This window comes from Maribacter sedimenticola, assembly GCF_900188415.1.
Taxonomy (GTDB): domain Bacteria; phylum Bacteroidota; class Bacteroidia; order Flavobacteriales; family Flavobacteriaceae; genus Maribacter; species Maribacter sedimenticola.
Genome location: NZ_FZNV01000002.1, coordinates 735430 through 754829, shown reverse-complemented (window position 1 = coordinate 754829; position 19400 = coordinate 735430). Strand labels below are relative to the sequence as shown.

The 19400-nt window shown below is 36.0% G+C and carries 15 protein-coding genes; 12 read left to right on the top strand and 3 right to left on the bottom strand.

The window, feature by feature from the left end; all coding sequences use genetic code 11:
* Nucleotides 1-31 precede the first annotated feature (31 nt).
* Complete coding sequence (locus tag CHB68_RS08370) at nucleotides 32-2284, bottom strand: TonB-dependent receptor (protein WP_089260386.1); 2253 nt, start codon at nucleotides 2282-2284, stop codon at nucleotides 32-34.
* A gap of 281 nt (nucleotides 2285-2565) precedes the next feature.
* Between CHB68_RS08370 and CHB68_RS08365 the strand changes: the two genes are divergently transcribed.
* From CHB68_RS08365 to CHB68_RS08340, 6 genes are all read left to right on the top strand, one after another.
* The gene (locus tag CHB68_RS08365; RefSeq protein WP_089260385.1) at nucleotides 2566-3675 is read left to right on the top strand and encodes an alkene reductase; all 1110 of its coding nucleotides are present in this window, start codon (nucleotides 2566-2568) and stop codon (nucleotides 3673-3675) included.
* 51 nt (nucleotides 3676-3726) lie between these two features.
* A complete protein-coding gene (locus CHB68_RS08360) occupies nucleotides 3727-4143 on the top strand; it encodes an OsmC family protein (protein ID WP_089260384.1) in 417 nt (138 codons plus the stop codon).
* Nucleotides 4144-4287: 144 nt separating this feature from the next.
* A complete protein-coding gene (locus CHB68_RS08355) occupies nucleotides 4288-4923 on the top strand; it encodes an SDR family oxidoreductase (RefSeq protein WP_089260383.1) in 636 nt (211 codons plus the stop codon).
* A 164-nt stretch (nucleotides 4924-5087) separates the two neighbouring features.
* Nucleotides 5088-6275 carry a PQQ-dependent sugar dehydrogenase gene (locus CHB68_RS08350; protein ID WP_089260620.1) on the top strand — a complete coding sequence of 396 codons (1188 nt, stop codon included), beginning with the start codon at nucleotides 5088-5090 and terminating at the stop codon, nucleotides 6273-6275.
* 123 nt (nucleotides 6276-6398) lie between these two features.
* Nucleotides 6399-7298, top strand: coding sequence for a sugar phosphate isomerase/epimerase family protein (locus CHB68_RS08345; RefSeq protein ID WP_218822492.1), 900 nt, complete (start codon nucleotides 6399-6401; stop codon nucleotides 7296-7298).
* A 3-nt stretch (nucleotides 7299-7301) separates the two neighbouring features.
* The gene (locus tag CHB68_RS08340) at nucleotides 7302-8141 is read left to right on the top strand and encodes an aminotransferase class IV (RefSeq protein WP_089260382.1); all 840 of its coding nucleotides are present in this window, start codon (nucleotides 7302-7304) and stop codon (nucleotides 8139-8141) included.
* A gap of 5 nt (nucleotides 8142-8146) precedes the next feature.
* Here the strand turns inward: CHB68_RS08340 and CHB68_RS08335 are convergent, their stop codons facing one another.
* Nucleotides 8147-8917 carry a hypothetical protein gene (locus CHB68_RS08335; RefSeq protein WP_089260381.1) on the bottom strand — a complete coding sequence of 257 codons (771 nt, stop codon included), beginning with the start codon at nucleotides 8915-8917 and terminating at the stop codon, nucleotides 8147-8149.
* A gap of 352 nt (nucleotides 8918-9269) precedes the next feature.
* Here CHB68_RS08335 and CHB68_RS08330 point away from each other — a divergent pair, with 352 nt between their 5' ends.
* Nucleotides 9270-9461 (top strand): cold-shock protein, encoded by a 192-nt coding sequence (locus tag CHB68_RS08330; RefSeq protein ID WP_027075965.1) that lies wholly within the window; start codon nucleotides 9270-9272, stop codon nucleotides 9459-9461.
* A 58-nt stretch (nucleotides 9462-9519) separates the two neighbouring features.
* On the opposite strand, the gene CHB68_RS08325 is transcribed toward CHB68_RS08330, so the two are convergent.
* On the bottom strand, nucleotides 9520-10275 hold the full coding sequence (locus CHB68_RS08325) for a helix-turn-helix domain-containing protein (RefSeq protein ID WP_089260380.1): 756 nt from the start codon (nucleotides 10273-10275) through the stop codon (nucleotides 9520-9522).
* Between the two features lie 232 nt (nucleotides 10276-10507).
* Here CHB68_RS08325 and CHB68_RS08320 point away from each other — a divergent pair, with 232 nt between their 5' ends.
* From CHB68_RS08320 to CHB68_RS08300, 5 genes are read left to right on the top strand one after another with little or no spacing between them, the layout of a single operon-like run.
* Nucleotides 10508-10903 carry a molecular chaperone Tir gene (locus CHB68_RS08320; protein WP_089260379.1) on the top strand — a complete coding sequence of 132 codons (396 nt, stop codon included), beginning with the start codon at nucleotides 10508-10510 and terminating at the stop codon, nucleotides 10901-10903.
* Nucleotides 10904-10915: 12 nt separating this feature from the next.
* On the top strand, nucleotides 10916-11629 hold the full coding sequence (locus CHB68_RS08315; RefSeq protein WP_089260378.1) for a PspA/IM30 family protein: 714 nt from the start codon (nucleotides 10916-10918) through the stop codon (nucleotides 11627-11629).
* A gap of 4 nt (nucleotides 11630-11633) precedes the next feature.
* A complete protein-coding gene (locus tag CHB68_RS08310; protein ID WP_089260377.1) occupies nucleotides 11634-12338 on the top strand; it encodes an OB-fold-containig protein in 705 nt (234 codons plus the stop codon).
* Nucleotides 12339-12352: 14 nt separating this feature from the next.
* Nucleotides 12353-14419, top strand: a complete 2067-nt coding sequence (locus CHB68_RS08305; RefSeq protein ID WP_089260376.1) for a flotillin family protein — start codon at nucleotides 12353-12355, stop codon at nucleotides 14417-14419.
* A 58-nt stretch (nucleotides 14420-14477) separates the two neighbouring features.
* A complete protein-coding gene (locus tag CHB68_RS08300; protein ID WP_089260375.1) occupies nucleotides 14478-19367 on the top strand; it encodes a DNA repair ATPase in 4890 nt (1629 codons plus the stop codon).
* The last annotated feature ends 33 nt before the right edge of the window (nucleotides 19368-19400 follow it).

Genomic DNA, 19400 nt, shown 5'->3' with positions numbered 1-19400 from the left:
GAGCTCTTTTAAGCTTGCTACTAAAACTTCTTTAAAACCTCACAGATACCTTTCCTCTTAGGTAAAACGGAGTACCAGGAGTAAAATGAATTTCCTCTACAGATGCAGTTTCATTAAACAATCTACTTTCTGTAGCAAATTGGGTCTCGTTCCATTCTGTATCAAATAAATTCTCTATTATCAGACCCAATGTCCAGTTTTTTATATGATAGTTAAGGTTCATATCGGTTACAAAGTAACCTTCAGCTACAATGCTATTGTCTTCATTTGCTGCTCTATCTCCTAAATAACGATAGTTTAAAGCACCAGAGAATTTTCCTAAATCTGTTACCGATATACCACCTACTGAAGTAAAATCCGGAGCAAGAGGTATATAATCTTCCCCATCAAGTTCTTCAGTGCTTCTAGCGTAGGTATAATTGATATCATTATAAAGATACAGCCAATCTAACACCTGGTAACGAGCACCTAGTTCAACACCTAACCTACGAGTCTTGCCACTTGGCTCAACAATACCAGCGTCACCTACATAAACAAATTCCTGATCTAATAAAAGCCCCCATAAGGTAGCGTTCAGCACTAGTTTATCCGTAGGTTTAATAATAGTACCTAAATCTGCACCGTAAGCGGTTGGCAATATATCCCTACCTTCATTTGCAGTGACTACTCGAGTATCGTTAGAATGAAATCCAAGACCCGTTTTCAAAAAAACTTGCCAATTTCTATTTACGGTATACAATGTATTTAGTTTTGGACTCACTTTTGCCTTACTTTCACTTTTATTGTCATAAAGCTCGCTTAGTTTGTTTTCATAATCGAAGTTGAAATAATCTAAACGTAAAGAGGGATTAAAAGTCCAATTTCCGGTTTTATAAGTGCCATCCAAAAACCCGTACATATTGGTTTCATCGACATCCCCAAATGCATACTGCTCTAAAGTGGTCTTCCTGTTTAAGGTATGTGATAGGGACACATCATCTACATTATCATTTCTAAAACCTATTCCTGCTTTGTACCCAACCATATCATTTTCACCAACCGTAATATTGATTTGCTCAAAAGCTGTTTCAGCACCCATAACCGTCCTATCCTCAAATTGACGAATTTGATCTCCGTTTACCGGATCTTCCAAAAAGAATGTAAAGTTTGAGAATAATTCAAAATCATATTTGCTTACAAATGCCCTCGTCTTTAAAAACTGGTCATCGCCCAAAAACCTGGTATGGTTCAACATTAAATTTGTTCTACTGGTCTGTCCTCCTTCGGTATCATCTATGGCGCCAAACCTGCCAATAAGGTTTTGATCAACCGCCCTTTGAGGAATTTGTCCCGAGGCATCCCATTTGCTTTGAAAATGAGAGGCGGTCAATGTAAGCTCTTCCTTACCAAGGTCCTTATAATTGTAACGTCCTAAAATATTTATCCTATTGAAATTTTGTGGGGAATCAAACGGTCCGTCGGTAAGATAAATTTCCGAAGCAAAATAAGCATCACTTTTATTTCCTTCCAATAATTTAAATAGTCCCACAAATCTATTGGTATTGAACTGTCCGGTTTCATAGGATACCATACTTTTATCAATACTTTTTTTCAAGCCAAGGTCAACGTACCCAGCGGTGTTAAAATTTCCCTTATCGGCATAATACAATCCTTTTCCAAAATTTATATGTTCTATTGTTTCCGGTATCACAAAGTGTAGATCTGCATAGCCCTGTCCATGCGCATGAGATACCATATTCACCGGCATACCATCTACACTAATGGCTACATCCGTACCATGGTCAATATCAAAACCTCTTAAAAAAATCTGTTCTGCCTTACCGCCGCCTGCATGTTGGCCAATTAAAAGCCCCGGCACTTTTCGTAAAATTTCCTGGGAAGATTTTACCGGATCATTCTGTACATCTATATTCACAATTTTACTCATTGCATCTACCTTGGACACCACAACAACTTGATCTAAGTTTATGCTGGACTCCTCCAAGGTAATCTGTATCTGCTCATTAAAATGTTTAGGTTCTATGACTAGAACAAAAGTTTTATAGCCCAAATTGGAAAAGTAAACGGAATCGTTTATATGGGTAGCAGGTAGTGAAAATGCCCCAGATAAGTTGGTATGGCTATGTTGGCCTGAAGTCTGGTTGAAAATACCGACATTTTCCAGGGCCGTGCCATTATAATCGGTAACCTTACCTTTAATGTTCTGTGCTTTTACTGATGTGGATATTAATATTATGGTTAATACTTGTAACAGCCTAAGTGCCCACTTGTAGCTATAGTTCATTTTTATATTTTTTAGGTTAAAGAATGTCTTTAACGTACCTACGACAAAAAAATAATATGGTTTTGTAAATCTGCAAATTTATAGTAGAAACCTAAGTTTAATATCCTCAGCTATTATTTTTTCCACCCTTATTTCGCATTCAATAGCATTCATTTATGGTAAAACCTAGTAAAGATTTGCAGTGTCCATTTTTCATATATGATAAGTTTTTATTGAGACGAGTTAATAATCATGCCGATAATGTTAGACTTTTGTGAACTCTTAGATAACAAATGATAGCTATGAATACAGAAATATTATTAACACCATATCATAAAAACATACAACTTAAAAATAGGGTCGTTATGGCACCCATGACCAGGAGTAGGGCGGCTAATGACGAGAATGCCCCTACGGAGGATTTACACGTACCTTATTATACGCAAAGGGCTTCTGCGGGACTTATCATTACTGAAGGTTCCCAAGTTTCCAAAGCTGCAGTAGGTTATGTAAACACTGCTGGAATACATTCCAAGGCCCAGGTAGAAGGGTGGAAAAAAGTTACCGAATCGGTACATGATGCAGGCGGTACCATTTTTATACAGCTTTGGCATGTTGGCAGAATGTCTCATCCAGATTTTCATAATGGTGATCAACCTTTGGCACCATCAGCCATCAACCCTAATGCAAAATCGTTTACCGCAGAGGGTTTCAAGGATACCGTTACCCCTAAGGCAATGAGCAAGGAAGAAATCAAGGCAACCGTAACAGATTTTGTCAATGCGGCAAAAAATGCGGTAGAGGCCGGATTTGACGGCGTAGAAATCCATTCCTCAAATGGGTATCTGTTTCATCAATTTTTTAACGCTACGTCAAATACAAGGACAGATGAGTACGGTGGTTCTATTGAAAACAGAGCGCGTTTTTTCTTTGAAGTGCTTGATGCCGTTCAAGAGGTAATACCACAAGAAAAGATAGGCGCGCGCTTTAATCCCTCTCTAAATGGTTTATTTGGTATGACTATGGACGAAGAGACCATTCCCACTTTTGAATATATCATTAAAAAATTGAACGACTACAATTTGGCCTATATTCATTTGTCAGAACCATTCACCGATGTTTCCGATATACCTTATGCTGTGCAGCATATTGCAAAACACTTTAGACCATTGTATAATGGTACTCTAATGATAAATGCAGGATTTGATCAAAAAAGCGGCAATAAGGTAATTGAAGAGGGCAATGCAGATTTGGTGGCCTACGGTAAACTTTATATTTCAAATCCGGATTTGGTGCAACGTTTTAAAAACGGACATGAATTATCTAAATGGGACGAGGATACCTTTTACACACCTGGAAAAGAAGGGTACTTGGATTATCCCACATATCAAGAAAAAGCGCAAATTGCCTGATACATAGTATTGGGGAATAGCACTTAACATTATTAATTAAAATATAAGAAAATGAATTTTACAAGAAATGCAAAGGCACAATGGAAAGGTAGTGGTAAAGAGGGCAAAGGAACGTTGTCCACTGAAAGTACCGTTTTAGACAATACCCCTTATGCCTTTAATACAAGATTTGAAGATGAAAAGGGCACAAACCCCGAAGAACTTATTGGAGCGGCCCATGCAGGTTGCTTCTCCATGCAATTGAGTTTTTTATTGGGTGAAGAAGGCTTTACGCCAACTACACTGGACGTAGCGGCAAAAGTAGCGTTCAAGGATGGCGAGATCGTGAAAGTAACTTTGGACCTAGTAGGTGACGTACCGGAAATTAAGGAAGAAGAATTCAAGAAAATTGCCCATAAGGCCAAAGAAGTATGTCCTGTTTCCAAATTACTAAAGGCCGAAGTAGTTCTTAATGCCAGTTTATCTTAAATTTTAAAATAGATTTTATAAGGCGGCCATATGGCCGCCTTTTTTATCCACTATAGTCCCTATATGATTCAGGTCAATTAAATAGGTATTTGCATTGATCAATACCAATGACAATCATGAACTTGCATAAAAAACAATAGGAAAATGGAAAATGTATTAGTTGCCGGTGCCAATGGTACTACGGGAAAAAAAATTGTAAACCTTTTAAAAGCTTCACAGTATTTTGTTCCAGTGGCCATGGTTAGAAAAGAAGAACAACAAGACCAATTTAAAAAAGAAAATATTAAGACCGTATTAGGTGATTTGGAAAAGGATATTTCACATGCGGTCAAGGATATTGATAAGGTCATATTCGCTGCTGGGTCAGGTGGAAAAAAAGTAGTGGAAGTAGATCAAGAAGGTGCAAAGAGATTGATCGATGAGGCTAAAAAAGCAAATATCAAAAAATTTGTAATGCTCAGCTCAATGGGGGCAGACAGTCCAGAAGAAGCGGAAGATTTACAGGAGTATTTAAAAGCTAAACATAATGCGGACGAATATTTAAAATCTACAGAACTTGTACATGCCATAGTAAGACCAGGATCCTTAACAAATGATAAGGGTACAGGAAAAATCAAATTACAGTCCAAGCTTGGGGAAAAAGGTTCTATTACCAGGGATGATGTTGCCCAAACTTTGGTGCGCTCTTTACATGATGATTCTGCCAAGAACGAAACTTTTGAAATTATCAATGGGGAAACCCTTATCGGTAAGGCACTGGATGCTGTTTCCGCTCAATAAACCTATTTATTGATTAGTTTACAATTAAGGCTAATTTCTTGACGGAACTTAGCTTTTTTTATATTCGTTTATCATTTTCTCAAAACAGCTTTTAATTGACTAGAGTGCCTTGTTTTAAAACAACCTATGGTTATGTATCTTCGTATAAACAAAAACGAACCCTTATGACAACTAAAATTTATAACATTATATCGCTGGCCATTTTGATCATTGCAATTTCATCCTGCAAGGACAAAAAACAGAAAGAGGCTACAGAGGTAGCCAATGAAGTAGTAATGGACAGTACAGATTTAGCTTTGCTAGAGTTAAACCTACCAGAAGGATTTAATATAGAAGTGTATGCTAGAGGAATAGATGGTGCGCGCTCAATGGCTATGGGTGATAACGGTACCCTTTTTGTTGGCACTAGGAATGAAAACACGGTGTATGCCATACAGGATAATGATGGCGACTTTAAAGCGGACAATGTTATTATACTGGATACCATGGAAGTTCCAAACGGTATAGCCATTAGAAATGGGGATCTGTATGTTGCGCAAGTAGGTAGTCTTTGGAAATATCCCAGTATAGAAGACCAATTGGGCAAATCTGTGGAAAAAGAATTGGTATATGATGATTTCCCAACTGAATTTCATCATGGTTGGAAATATATTGCTTTTGGACCGGATGATAAATTATACGTGCCGGTAGGTGCACCTTGTAACATTTGCAACCGTACCAATGAAGATGAACGTTTTGCGACCATTTCCAGAATGGACCCTGATGGTAGCAATCGTGAAATTTATGCCCGTGGCGTTAGAAACTCCGTTGGTTTTACTTGGCACCCAGAAACTAAGGAAATGTGGTTTACGGATAATGGCAGGGATATGCTCGGTGATGACATACCTCCTTGTGAACTGAACAAGGTGACCGAAGCTGGTCAGCATTTTGGGTATCCGTTTTGTCATGGTGGTATTGTAAAAGATCCGGAATTTGGTGATGAACGTCCGTGTTCGGATTTTGTTTCGCCGGCACTTCAACTTGGGGCTCATGTGGCTCCCTTAGGTATCAAATTTTATACCGGCACCATGTTTCCCCAAGAATATAAGGGCAGGGCATTTATTGCAGAGCACGGTTCTTGGAACAGAAGCAAAAAAGTAGGATATAGGATAATGATGGTAGATATAGAAGAAGGGGAGGTTATAGGCAACGAAGTATTTATAGATGGCTGGTTAGATGAAGTAGAGCAAAAAGCATCTGGAAGACCAGTAGATATGTTGATGTTAAAGGATGGCTCCATGTTGATTTCTGATGATTTTGGAGATGCCATTTACCGAGTCACCTATAGCGAAACTGCGCTAGCACAAAAGTAAACGAAATGTTGAAGTAAATACAAAAAGCGATCAATATGGTCGCTTTTTTTATGCGTATCATATTAATTTTAATGACTATGGTTTATATTTATTAATCACAAGTACAGCTTTAAATCTATTCGTATGAATAATCCCAATTCTCGCAGGACCTTTTTGAAAAAAACAGGTGTATTGTCCGTAAGTTCCATGTTACCGCTATCGGTATTGCCATTGGATTATAAATATAAAATGGGATTGCAATTATTTACTATTCGTGATGCTATGGCAAACGATCCTATTGGTAGCATAACTTATGCAAGAGGGCTGGGATATGAGGATGGGGAAATATATGGTTATGATGGGGAAAATGATAGCTATTATGGTATACCTTCCAAAGAATTTAAAAGACAATTAGATGACCTGGAGTTTACGATATCTAGCGGCCACTATAACTTTTCTAATCTATTCAATGAACCGGAAGATGTACTTATGCGTTATGTGGACCAATGCATAAAAGGTGCAAAAACCTTACAAAGCACATATATAACCTGGCCATGGTTGGCACCTGAATACCGAACCATAGAACATTTTAAAATATTGACCGATAAATTAAATAAAATAGGGGAGCAGGTCAACAATGCCGGACTGCAGTTTGCCTACCATAATCATGATTTTGAATTTACCGATCATAACGGCGAACAAGGGTATGCTATAATCTTAGCGGAAACCGACCCTAATTTGGTGAAATTACAAATGGACATGTATTGGGTTGAGCATTCTTCCATCAAAAGCATTCATGATTTAATAAGGGAAAATCCGAAACGATATGTTATGTGGCATATTAAGGATATGGATAAGATTACGCGGGATTATTCTGAAATGGGAAATGGATCAATTGACTATAAACAAATCTTGGCCAATATCAATAAAGAGGATTTACAGTATTATTATTTAGAACAAGGCGGTAATTTTGCAAAGAATTCCATGCAAAGCATAACGGATAGTGCCCAGTATTTTAAAAAACATCTTCAACGTTATTTATAACTTATGTCGTACCCTGAAAAAGTATATATAAACGGTAAGATAGTAAATGCGCAAGAGGCCACTATATCGGTATTTGACCGCGGATTTATTTTTGGCGATGGAATTTATGAGGTCATGGTACAGATCAATGGTTCTTTTTTTTATGGCCGGAAACATTTGGACCGATTGCAGGAAGGACTGGATAAAATTAACATCAATTTTGATGTAGAGTCACTGACAACAGAAATACCTAAGCTACTCAAGGTAACCTCTTTAACGGATAAGGACTGTTTACTTTATATGCAAATAACCAGGGGGGTTGCTCCAAGACAACATTCATATCCTGCAGATATACACCCAACGGTGATGATGTATGCATTGCCTAAAATATTGCCCGCTATCAATCAGGCAAATACCAAAGTTATTACCAGGGAAGATTTTAGGTGGTCTAGATGCGATATAAAGATGACCTCGCTTTTGGGTAATGTCATGTTGAACGAAGAAGCTATGCAACATGGTAGCTTTGAAACCTTACTGTACCGTAATGGTCTTTTTACCGAAGCATCCCATTGTAATGTATTTTTTGTCAGGGATCAAGTAGTGTATACACATCCGGCAAATGAATACATATTGAACGGCATTACCGGAGCAATCGTTAAAGATTTATGTATATCCCTTGGAATAGCGCTAAAAGAAATTCCATATCCATTAAAGGAACTTGCTTTATTGGATGAGGCATTTTTAACGGGCACGAGCACGCAAATTGCGGCCATTAGTCAAATAGACAATCATTGCTTGTATATGGGAAATGAAAAAGGCCCCATTACAAAAAAATTGCAAGAGGCCTTTTTTAATCTTAAATAAAGTAGTTATTTAACCTTGAAATCTTCAAAGAAATCAACTGTATTTACAATTTTCATTTCACCAAGTATATAGCACACTTCTGACAAATCGGAGAAATCCAAACCACCATCAGCGACGCTTTCGTTCAAATATCTTCCATCTTTTCCATTGTATTGATTGCCCAATCGTATAGAAGTATTCCAAATATCGATTAAATGGGTATCATTAATATAGGACTGCCAATCAATTTCACCTTCAGATTTAAGTCCAGGTGTACCGTTACCTTCGGCATTACCATCTGCAATCTTATGATAATCGGTAGTTTTTTGAACATAGGCCAATTTATCGGGGTCTGTAGCGGACTCGTTCCAATCACTATGCTGTACCACATGAATCCTATTACTAATTTCAATATCAGGATTTTTTTCCATAAGTAATTGAACCCAGTCTGCGGTAAAGTCTGATTGGCCAGCTTCTGCCACCCATACATCACCCCCTTTGGCAATTATTTTATGAACTTCATTGACGACTTTTTTAACCGATTTTTTCCAATTTTTATGGGCATCCAACCAATTTTTTCCAAAGGCTAGTTGCATCAATTCGTTTGGAGGAACATATAATCCTTCCTGTATACCATATGTACCTACAATTGGCAAATAATTTAATTCTGCATATTTAACATGATTCACCAAGGTCGCTAAACCAGCTGCGGTATGCAAGTCATCTATATCCGTCTTACAATCCATTTGGACCAAAAGTAAATCTTTGGACATATTAAAATTTTGTTGTTGCGCCATTACGTTGCAGTTAACGAGGATGGCGCAGAAAAGAAAATACAGCGTACGTACTGTCGCTAAAGAATTTGTCATGTTGTTAAAGTGATTTAGTTGTTGCTACTAAAGTATTATAAAATACACTACTATAATTGAGGAACTGTATTAAATAGGTGTGAGAATTTTATGGATTTGGAAGAATGTTTCCAAAAAATGAAAGTAGAAACAATGAATTTATCTCAATTTCAATGTTTTAGAGATATAAACTCATAAATAAATCACAATTAATGCATATAAATGTAAATAAGGAGTCCTATGTCAACTATTGGCGTCATCTTTGCGCAACAATAAGTATTAAAAATTAAAATACATTACAATGAGTAAAGGAACAGTAAAATTTTTCAACGACACAAAAGGATTCGGTTTTATCACTGAAGAAGGAGTTGAAAAAGACCACTTTGTACACATTTCTGGATTAGTAGACGAAATTCGTGAAGGCGATGAAGTTGAATTTGATCTTCAAGAAGGAAACAAAGGATTAAACGCAGTGAACGTAAAAGTTATCTAAACATATATACATTCTAGTTTAAGAAAAAGCCCTCACAATGATGTGTAGGGCTTTTTTATTATTTATTATTTTTCAATATATCAAAATCCTTTTCCAGTTGTTCCAATTTCTCCTCAAGACTAAAGTTTGTTTCTGGAATTCTATGATAAAACACATACCTAACACGCCATATCTCCTTTATATCTTTTAATGTAAGTACGATATCTTCAACATTCTTATGATCCGCCCTTAGTACTATTGATCCACTACTAATAAATAATCGTCTTAAAATAATATCATCTTGCGTTACAATAAAAACTAATGTACCATTATTTAGTTTGGAATGCACTTCTAAGGGTGTAAGTTCACCAATTACTATATCCTTGGGAAACATACCCAAGTCATTTTTACTCATTTCCAAATTTTGAACTGTAAAAGCCCTAAATTTTTTATCTAAATTAATTGGTAGGGTTAAATAGGGTAATTCTTGAACAAAAGATTCTTTATCGGCATATTTTACATAATCATTTAAATTTAAAGTAGTTATACAGGGTACTTTAGTAAAATATTCTTGCTCACCAATATTTTGCTCTATGGTAAGATTACCTTTAAACTTCAATAAATTATTAACGGTTAACTCTGATGTTAATAAATCATCTATAGGTATGCTAAAATAATTAGCAATTTTTATCAGTGTTTCCAATTTAGGCTCACTTCTACCTTCTTCGTATGCGCCTAAGGTACCTCTCTTTAAGTCGAAAAGCTCGGCGAATGCCTGTTGACTCAAACTTTTTAAACTTCTAATCTTCCGAATGTTTTTTCCAAAATACGACATAATATTGCTAATATAATTTGCAATTTACAAATATTGTATTATATTTGTCTAACAATATTAGCAATAATATTTTAATTGCTATTATTTTGAGCCAATATTAACATTATTTAAAATCGATATTATGTTCATCGTCTTAATTTACGTTTTAGCGTTCCTACTGTCAATTTCATAAAGGACACCAATTAAATTTTGTATTATTGATAATAAAGAAACCACCTACAAAACCAACAATATGAAAAATCACTATAATATAACTAGAGATTATCTTCTAGAACTAAATTTTAGCATCGTTAAAGAGAATAGGCTAGATGGTATCATGGTCGTGGAAAAAGAAGATTTCGGAATCAAAAATTTGATTTTGGGAGTTTCCCCTCCAATATTGATTATGGAACAATTTATTTTTTCCGTTCATAATCAATCTGAAAAGGTTTTTAAAAGCTTACTTCAAAAGAACCGTGACATCATACATGGTGCTTTTGTCTTAGATGAATCTGCAAGCAAAGTTATTTTTAGGGATACACTTCAAATTGAAAATATGGATTTAAACGAATTTGAAGCTAGTTTAAATTCTTTAAGCCTTTTAATGAGTGAATACTCTGAACAAATAATTGAATTTTCTAAATATTAAAATAATAACATCATGAATATATTTAAAAGACTATTTAAAATTGGAGAAGCTGAAACAAATTCAGCAATAGACAAAATGGAAGATCCCATAAAAATGACGGAGCAGGGAATAAGGGATATGAAACTAGATTTGGAAAAAAGTCTAGAAGCCTTGGCCCAAGTCAAAGCCTTGGCAATTCGTTCAAAAAATGACCAGGATATCTTTAAAAACAAAGCTAAAGAATATCAAGATAAAGCAATCATAATACTTAAAAAGGCACAGAAGAAAGAATTAAATGTTAATGAGGCGGACAGGTTGGCAAAAGAAGCTTTAATTCAAAAAGAGACCAATGAGAAACAACTAGAGGCTACAAAGGTAGAAACTGAAAAGTTCGAAGCCAATGTAAGTCAAATGCAAGGCAACGTTGAAGCGTTAAAGGCGAATATAAATAATTGGGAAAATGAACTTAAAACGTTAAAAGCACGTGTTAAAGTAAGTAATGCTACCAAAAATTTAAACAAGCAAATGGCAGAGCTGGACAGTAGTGGTACGGTTTCTATGCTTGAGCGTATGAAAGAAAAAATAGCGCAAGAAGAGGCCTTGGCCGAAGCGTATGGTGATATTGCCAATGCTAGTAAATCTATTGATGAAGAACTAGATAAAGCTGCAGATACCACAGAAGCTGCTGCAGATGACGAACTTCAAAAATTAAAAGAACAATTAGGGTTCACAAAATCCAAAAAATAAGAACTTGAATCAACTAACCGACATATTATTTTCTGAAGTAAACATTACGCTGACCGTACTGTTGATACTTCTAATTATCTACTGGATCATTACCATGATCGGTGGTCTTGATTATGACCTTGATGTAGATATAGAGGTAGATGCAGATATAGATTTTGATGCCGGTATTGAAGGCGGAAATCTAGATTTTGAGGACATTTCAAATGCAGAAGTCAATAAAGACGATGTTATAGGTAAGAAACGTAAACCCTTAAAAAAGTGGCAAATATTTCTCATTTATTTCAACTTTGTTGGCTTACCGTTCATGTTCACCTTTACCTTCTGGATTTTCGTTTGGTGGTTTGCTACTACCATGCTTACAACACTTACAGGTACCTATGAAAACTACATTGGTTTTATCATAATGATTGCGGTTCTTATTCCTGCTTTGTTTATCAATAAAATTCTTACCACTCCGTTTAAAGGATTTTTTAAGCAATTGAATAAGGATGGTGACGCCCCAGTGGATTTTTTGGGGAGACAGGCAATTATGTTATCCAGTATTAGTGAAGATAAACTGGGTAATGCAGAAGTAAAAGCAGATGGTAACAGTCATTCTATTTACGTAAAATCGTTAGACCGTAAACCTTTGTCCTATGGCAGTTCTGTACTTATTATTAAAAGATCTGCGGATCACACACACTTTTTAGTTCAATCTTATAATCAATAAATCTTAAATCATTTATGGAATCCATCTTTTCAATTATTGGTATAGGTCTAGGAGTTCTTCTTTTCCTTATCATCGTTTATTTTGCAATTATTGCCATGTTCTACAAAAAGGTTCATCAGGGTCAAGCCTTGGTAAGAACTGGTTTTGGTGGCACAAAGGTAGCCACCGATAAAGGTCTTTATGTGGTTCCTGTATTTCACCGTGTAGAGGTAATGGATATCTCGGTAAAGAAAATTCAAATAGAAAGGCTGGCTACAGAAGGTCTTATCTGTAAAGATAATATGCGTGCAGATATTAAAGTGGCGTTCTTTGTTAGAGTAAACAACGAGGTTGACCTTATTAAAAAGGTAGCACAGACTATTGGTGTACAAAGAGCCTCTAGACAAGAAACGCTTGAAGAACTTTTTGAGGCCAAATTCTCGGAAGCTTTAAAAACCGTGGGTAAAAAATTCGATTTTATTCAATTATATGAAGCCCGTAGGGAGTTTAGAGATGAAATTGTTGATATTATTGGTATTGACCTAAACGGCTATACTTTAGAAGATTGTGCCATTGATTACTTGGAACAAACTGCTGTTGCCCATTTAAAGGCCGATAATATTTTAGATGCTGAAGGTATCAAAAAAATTACCGATCTAACCGCTGCACAAAACATTAAAGCGAACCTTATTAAGCGCGATGAGGAGAAAATAATCCGCAAACAAGATGTTGAAGCTCGCGAGGCTATTCTTGAGCTGGACAAGCAATTAGCGGAAAAAGAGGAGCAACAAAAAAGAGAAATTTCTAACATAAAGTCTCGCGAAGAAGCAGAAACTTTAAAAGTAGCCGAAGAAGAGCGTTTAAAGTCTGAAACCGCACGTATTGCAACACAGGAAAAGGTGAAGGTTGCTGAAGAGAATATGGAGCGACAAATCATAGTAGCGTTAAAAAACAAACAACGTACAGATGCTGTTGAAACCGAAAGAGTTGAAAAAGACCGTTTATTAGAGGCTACGGAAAGAGAGCGAGTTGTTACACTTGCGCAAATTGAAAAAGAAAAGGTAGTAGAAATAGAAAAGAAGAACATTCAAGATGTCATTCGTGATCGTGTTACCCTAGAAAAAGGAGTAGTGGAAGAGCAGGAGAACATGAAAGACATAGAGGCTTTCAAGACTGCAGATCGTGAAAAACAAGTTAAGATTACCATTGCAGAGGCTATTGCACAAGAAGATTTGATCAAAACAATCAAAGCGGCAGAAGCTCAAAAAGAAGCGGCCAAGCAAAAAGCGGAGGAAATCAATATTGAAGCACTAGCACATAAAGAAGCTAGTGAGAAAGAAGCCGAAGCACGTAAGATTTTGGCTGAAGCTCAAGCTAAAGAGGAAGCTACCGTTGGTATGTCCGAAGCACAAGTAATGCATGCCAAAGCAGATGCCTATGAGCGTGAAGGTGTTGTACAGGCGCTTATCATTGAGAAAAAGGCAAAAGCAGAGGCTGCAGGTATTGAGGCCAAAGCGGAAGCAAAACGTAAAGATGGTTTAGCGGAAGCAGATGTAATTAAAGAGAAAGCGTTAGCAGATGCTGCCGGTATAGAAGAAAAAGCGAATGCCATGAAGAAATTAGATGGTGTTGGTAAAGAGCATGAAGAGTTCAAGCTGCGTTTAGACAAAGAATTACAAATTGACCTGGCTCAAATTAATATCCAGAAAGATATTGCCGATGCTCAAGCACAAGTTATTGGAGATGCATTGAAAGCTGCCAAAATTGATATCGTTGGTGGTGAAACAATGTTCTTTGACCAGATTATCGGGCAAATTACCAAAGGTAAAGGTTATGACAGGCTCGTAGCTAACAGTACCAACATTCAAGATGTAAAAGATGCTATTTTAGGTAGTGATGACGTAAAGGGCAACCTTTTGGAAAAGGTGAAAGAATTTGCTGATAAATATGGTATTTCTTCAGATGATCTTAAGAATTTAACCATTGCAAATTTATTGATGGACCTAAAATCTAAGTCCAGCGATAATGATGAGCAAACCTTGTTCAGCAATTTATTCAACCTTGCCAAAGGTTTAGGAATGAGTGATAAGAAATTGCGTTAACACCAAAGCTTATTACTTCAACTAAATTAATAATGTAATATAAAGCCTAAGAATTTTTATGGCAGAGCATACCCAAACAGACACTACGGAAGAGCATGTATTGGACGGTGGCACATATGATGTTATCAAAAATAGATTACAGAAGCAAAAAGAGCTGTTACAGAACAAGTTAGTTGACCTTAACAATGACAGAAAAACAGTTTTTGGTTCCTTAGAGACCAAGCTTATTGCTAATGACCGCATCAACACGGAGAACAACTGTATTGCACGGGATATTGTTTCTTTTGGTAATACGTGTCTGTTTGGTTATAATGTTCATTTTGGGCTAAGGACGGACATCAACATTAAAGATGTATTTAGTTGTTATCTCTTTGAGGATAATAGCTTTAAGGCAATAGACCTTGGTCTTTTAGAGGATGATACTTTTAAAACAGATTTCACCAATCTGTACAAGTATTACAGAAATACTATATTCTCCAATTTTGCCATCATTGGTAATTATCTACATATGGTCTTTCGTTTAAGCGATAGCCCTACAGATATAAAAACCTTTAAATGGTTATTGGTCAACAATACTTTAAAATATGTTGACAACAGAAGTGAACATGAATATAAATTTCCGGTTCAACAAGAATTTAAGTGGCAAGAGGCAAGTAGAGACATGCACCGCTATGGTGTGCACTCACATGTTTCTATTAAAGATCGTGTATTTGTTGAAACCATTGGCGGTGACCTAACTATAAAAATTGAAGATAATACCGAAGAAGGCAAAGGTATTTTTGATGAACCTGTTGAGTATGTAGACCAGACTTTAGATGATGGTCAATATCGTTTTGGAGATTTAGGAAACTTGTTGGTTCTAGAAATAAAACCATTTCAAGAGTCGCCTCGTTATTTTGTCTTTAACGATAAAATGAAAGAGGTACAAAAAATAGAATCTGTAAAAGATGCCTGTATTCTTCTTCCCGACGATCAAGGAATCATTTTCCCAACCGGATATTATTTACAAACCGGAGAATATCACATTTTTGACAATGCTATACCGAATGTAAAATTTCAGCAACGCATTGTATCGCCCAACGGTGAAGATTTTCTTTACGTGTTTTATGCAGCTAATGAAGGACTCTATAATCTTATGTCCTTCAACATCATTAGTCAAGTTATAAAAACACCAATAATTTGTAACGGATTTACCATTTTAGAAAATGGTGAACTATGCTATTTTAAGACAGAGCAGGAGCAGACCAAACACCACGTAGTACAAATTTGGCAAACTCCTTATTTGAAAGGTGATTATATGCCATCGCAACATGAAGATACTTTGTTGTACAAAATTGGCAATAAGGACATCGTGCGGGCAATGGCTGAAGTAAACAGCTTAATTACCTTATTGAACAAAAATGATAACTATGCGGGTCTCTACAGTGATATCGCCAAGTTTTCAAAAGATATTATAGATGCATATTACTGGTTGCCAGAACCGGAAACGCATCAGCTTAATGTTCCTATAGAGGAAATCAATAAAGCGTCCAATGCCGCTATAGATGAATTTGAGAAGGTTGTACAGCTTCGTAAAAACGCTCAAAATCAATCTAAGGAAATTCAAAAAAACTCATCGGAACTATTCAATAAAATTAAGAGTACATCTTTTAAAAGTATTGATGAATTCGTAGCACTTTTAACGCGTTTACGATCCACTAGGGGTGAAGTCATTTCGCTAAAAGAGGTTAGATATATTGACCTGGAATTTCTTAAATCACTAGAAGAGGAAATTGAAGCTCAAACTAAAAAAATATCTGAGCGCTGCGTACAGTTTTTATTGAATCCGAATGCCTTACAACCTTACCATAAAGCTTTAGAAGAAAAAAAGAGTTTTATAGATACCGTTGAAAAGGTAATAGAAGCCAAGAAAAAGGAAGAAGAAATCAATGAAATCAGTACCGATCTTGAAATGTTGATTGATATTGTTTCAAATTTAGAGATAGAGGATACTGCACATTCCACCAAAATAATAGATGATATATCGTTGATTTTTTCCACGATAAATGAGCTAAAGGCGGCTTTAAAGAACAAAAGAAATTCTTTGGGCATATCTGAGGCAAAGGCAGAATTTGCCGCACAATTAAAGTTGATTGATCAAAGTATCATCAATTATATTGACATGGCAACCACTCCTGAGAAGTGCGATGAATATCAAACCAAAACATCTATTCAACTCGAGGAGCTTGAGGGCAAATTCACGGATTTTGAAGAATTTATTGAAATCATCATTGAAAAAAGAGAAGAGGTATATGCTGCTTTTGATGCCCGAAAAAATTCCTTGATTGAAAAACGAAATAAGAAGTCAAGCGCATTGACCAATGCTTCTAAGCGTATTTTAAAAGGAGTTCAAAAGAAGGCACAGAGTTTTAATACTGCGGTTGAAATCAACGGGTATTTTGCATCGGACCTAATGATCAATAAGCTTCGCGACATCATTACCCAACTGCAAGAGTTAGATGATAGTGGAAAAGCTGAAGAGATAGAGACCCAACTTAAAACTGCCCGAGAAGATGCACTTAGAAAATTAAAGGATAAGCTTGATCTTTATGAAGATGGCGACAGTGTCATTAGGTTAGGAAAGCACAAATTTGGTGTTAACAAGCAGCAATTGGATTTAACCATTGTTTTTCATGACAATGAACTAAATTATCATTTAACGGGGACCGATTTCTACAAACAATTGGATAATGAGGAGTTTGTAAACAATAGACATTTATGGAACCAAGAGTATGTATCTGAAACCGATGAAATCTATAGAGGTGCCTACTTAGCCTATAAATTGTTTTCCAACTTTAGCGAAGATGAGTTACTATCGCTAAATGACGATGAGTTATTGAAGGTAGTTCAAGAACAGAGTAGAAATGACTATTCTGAAGGTTATGTAAAAGGTGTTCATGATGTAGATGCATCAAGATTATTAAAGCTATTGGTTCACAAACATCATGAATTAGGTTTGCTTACTTACCGACCAGAAATAAGAGGATACGCCCAATTTTTCTGGAACAGTTTAAATGAAGAGGTGAAAAACGAGTTGGATAAAAGTCTAAAAACAGCAGGTGAGGTTCTGCAGTACTTTCCAACATCAAATGAATATGCTTCCGTCGTTGAAAAAATACAGGGTTTAGTAGCTCAATTTGGAGGAAATACTGCGCTTTATGACCCATTACTGAGTGAAGATATTGCTTCCTATATATTTGAAGAACTTAAATCTGATTCTGAATTTGTTTACAGCAGTGTGGCAATACAATTGAAGGAAGACTTTATAAAATTCTTAAAATCACAACAGGCAGATTTAAAATTTAAAAAGAGTATTGAAGATACTGTTAGTTTAGAGGACAAAGTACGTTTAGCTAAACAATGGGTGGCTGCATTTTTAAAAACCAAAGAAAAAGAAAGCCAAGGAATAGACCTTAAAAGGTATACACATGAAATTGTTGGGGCTTTATTGTTCAGAGATGAATCTGCCTCAAAAATTAAATCTGTTTCACCAAACGAAACCATTAAAGAGTTAAGAGGATCTCATACCACCATAAACAATGGTACGTATATCTTTAATTACCATGATTTTATTTCTAGAATGAGATTGTTCGTAATTAGTGAAGTACCAGCATTTCAAAAATTTAAAAAGACCAAATTAGAAATAACGGAGCAACTTAAAAACGATTTAAAACTAGAAGAGTTTAAACCTAGGGTGCTTACTTCTTTTGTGCGTAATAAGTTGATCGACCAAGTGTATTTCCCCATTTTCGGTAATAACCTGGCAAAACAGCTAGGTACGATTGGCGCCAATAAACGTACCGATAGAATGGGAATGTTGCTTTTAATATCTCCACCTGGTTACGGAAAAACCACGTTAATGGAATATATAGCCAACAGATTGGGCTTAATATTCGTGAAAATTAACGGTCCGGCAATTGGTCATGAAGTCACCAACGTAGACCCCGCATCTGCAAATAATAGTGCGTCAAGGGAAGAACTAAAAAAGCTGAATTTGGCTTTTGAAATGGGAAACAATGTTATGTTATATTTAGATGACATTCAACATTGTAATCCTGAGTTTCTTCAGAAATTTATTTCCTTATCTGATGGTACCCGTAAAATAGAAGGGGTTTATGACAATGAACCTAAAACTTATGATTTAAGGGGCAAAAAGTTCTGTGTGATTATGGCGGGTAACCCTTATACCGAAAGTGGAGAGAAATTTAAGATTCCAGATATGTTGGCAAACCGTGCAGATATCTATAACCTTGGTGATATCATCGGAGAAACCGAACATCTGTTCAGATTGAGTTTAATTGAAAACTCGCTCACTGCAAACCCCATTTTACAACAATTGGCAAGCAAGGAGTTTGAAGATGTATATACCTTGGTCAACCAAATAGAATCTAAAACGGATGAAGGTCAGTTATTAGGAAACCATTCCAGTCAAGAGGTTGAGGAATATAAAAAAGTATTGGAAAAGGTTCTTAAGGTTAGAGATGTGCTCTTAAAGGTTAATGCCACCTATATTAAAAGCGCGGCTATGCAAGATGAATACCGAACCGAGCCTGCTTTTAAACTACAAGGTTCATATAGGGATATGAACAAACTTGTTGCCCAAATTGTTCCAATAATGAACGATAAGGAGTTAAATACCTTACTACGATCTCATTATGAAAACGAAGCACAGACACTTACCGGGTCAGCTGAGGCTAATTTATTAAAGTACAACGAATTAATTGGACAGCTTTCTACAGATGAAAATGAAAGATGGTCTGCCATAAAAGAGCAATTTGTAAAGAATAATAAGATCAAAGGTTTTGGCAATGCTAATGAAATGGCACAGGTTTTATCGCAAATGATGGAGTTTTCAGAAAATCTTGCCGGTATTAAGTCGGTCTTACAAAACGGACTTAAAAAAGATTAGTTGAATTAAAACCCTTCTATTTTTCGTTATTTC

Excerpts from the sequence above, each read along its gene's own strand:
- CHB68_RS08370 (WP_089260386.1), bottom strand. The coding sequence starts at position 2,284 with ATGAACTATAGCTACAAGTGGGCACTTAGGCTGTTACAAGTATTAACC.
- CHB68_RS08365 (WP_089260385.1), top strand. The coding sequence starts at position 2,566 with ATGAATACAGAAATATTATTAACACCATATCATAAAAACATACAACTT.
- CHB68_RS08360 (WP_089260384.1), top strand. The coding sequence starts at position 3,727 with ATGAATTTTACAAGAAATGCAAAGGCACAATGGAAAGGTAGTGGTAAA.
- CHB68_RS08355 (WP_089260383.1), top strand. The coding sequence starts at position 4,288 with ATGGAAAATGTATTAGTTGCCGGTGCCAATGGTACTACGGGAAAAAAA.
- CHB68_RS08350 (WP_089260620.1), top strand. The coding sequence starts at position 5,088 with ATGACAACTAAAATTTATAACATTATATCGCTGGCCATTTTGATCATT.
- CHB68_RS08345 (WP_218822492.1), top strand. The coding sequence starts at position 6,399 with ATGAATAATCCCAATTCTCGCAGGACCTTTTTGAAAAAAACAGGTGTA.
- CHB68_RS08340 (WP_089260382.1), top strand. The coding sequence starts at position 7,302 with ATGTCGTACCCTGAAAAAGTATATATAAACGGTAAGATAGTAAATGCG.
- CHB68_RS08335 (WP_089260381.1), bottom strand. The coding sequence starts at position 8,917 with ATGGCGCAACAACAAAATTTTAATATGTCCAAAGATTTACTTTTGGTC.
- CHB68_RS08330 (WP_027075965.1), top strand. The coding sequence starts at position 9,270 with ATGAGTAAAGGAACAGTAAAATTTTTCAACGACACAAAAGGATTCGGT.
- CHB68_RS08325 (WP_089260380.1), bottom strand. The coding sequence starts at position 10,275 with ATGTCGTATTTTGGAAAAAACATTCGGAAGATTAGAAGTTTAAAAAGT.
- CHB68_RS08320 (WP_089260379.1), top strand. The coding sequence starts at position 10,508 with ATGAAAAATCACTATAATATAACTAGAGATTATCTTCTAGAACTAAAT.
- CHB68_RS08315 (WP_089260378.1), top strand. The coding sequence starts at position 10,916 with ATGAATATATTTAAAAGACTATTTAAAATTGGAGAAGCTGAAACAAAT.
- CHB68_RS08305 (WP_089260376.1), top strand. The coding sequence starts at position 12,353 with ATGGAATCCATCTTTTCAATTATTGGTATAGGTCTAGGAGTTCTTCTT.
- CHB68_RS08300 (WP_089260375.1), top strand. The coding sequence starts at position 14,478 with ATGGCAGAGCATACCCAAACAGACACTACGGAAGAGCATGTATTGGAC.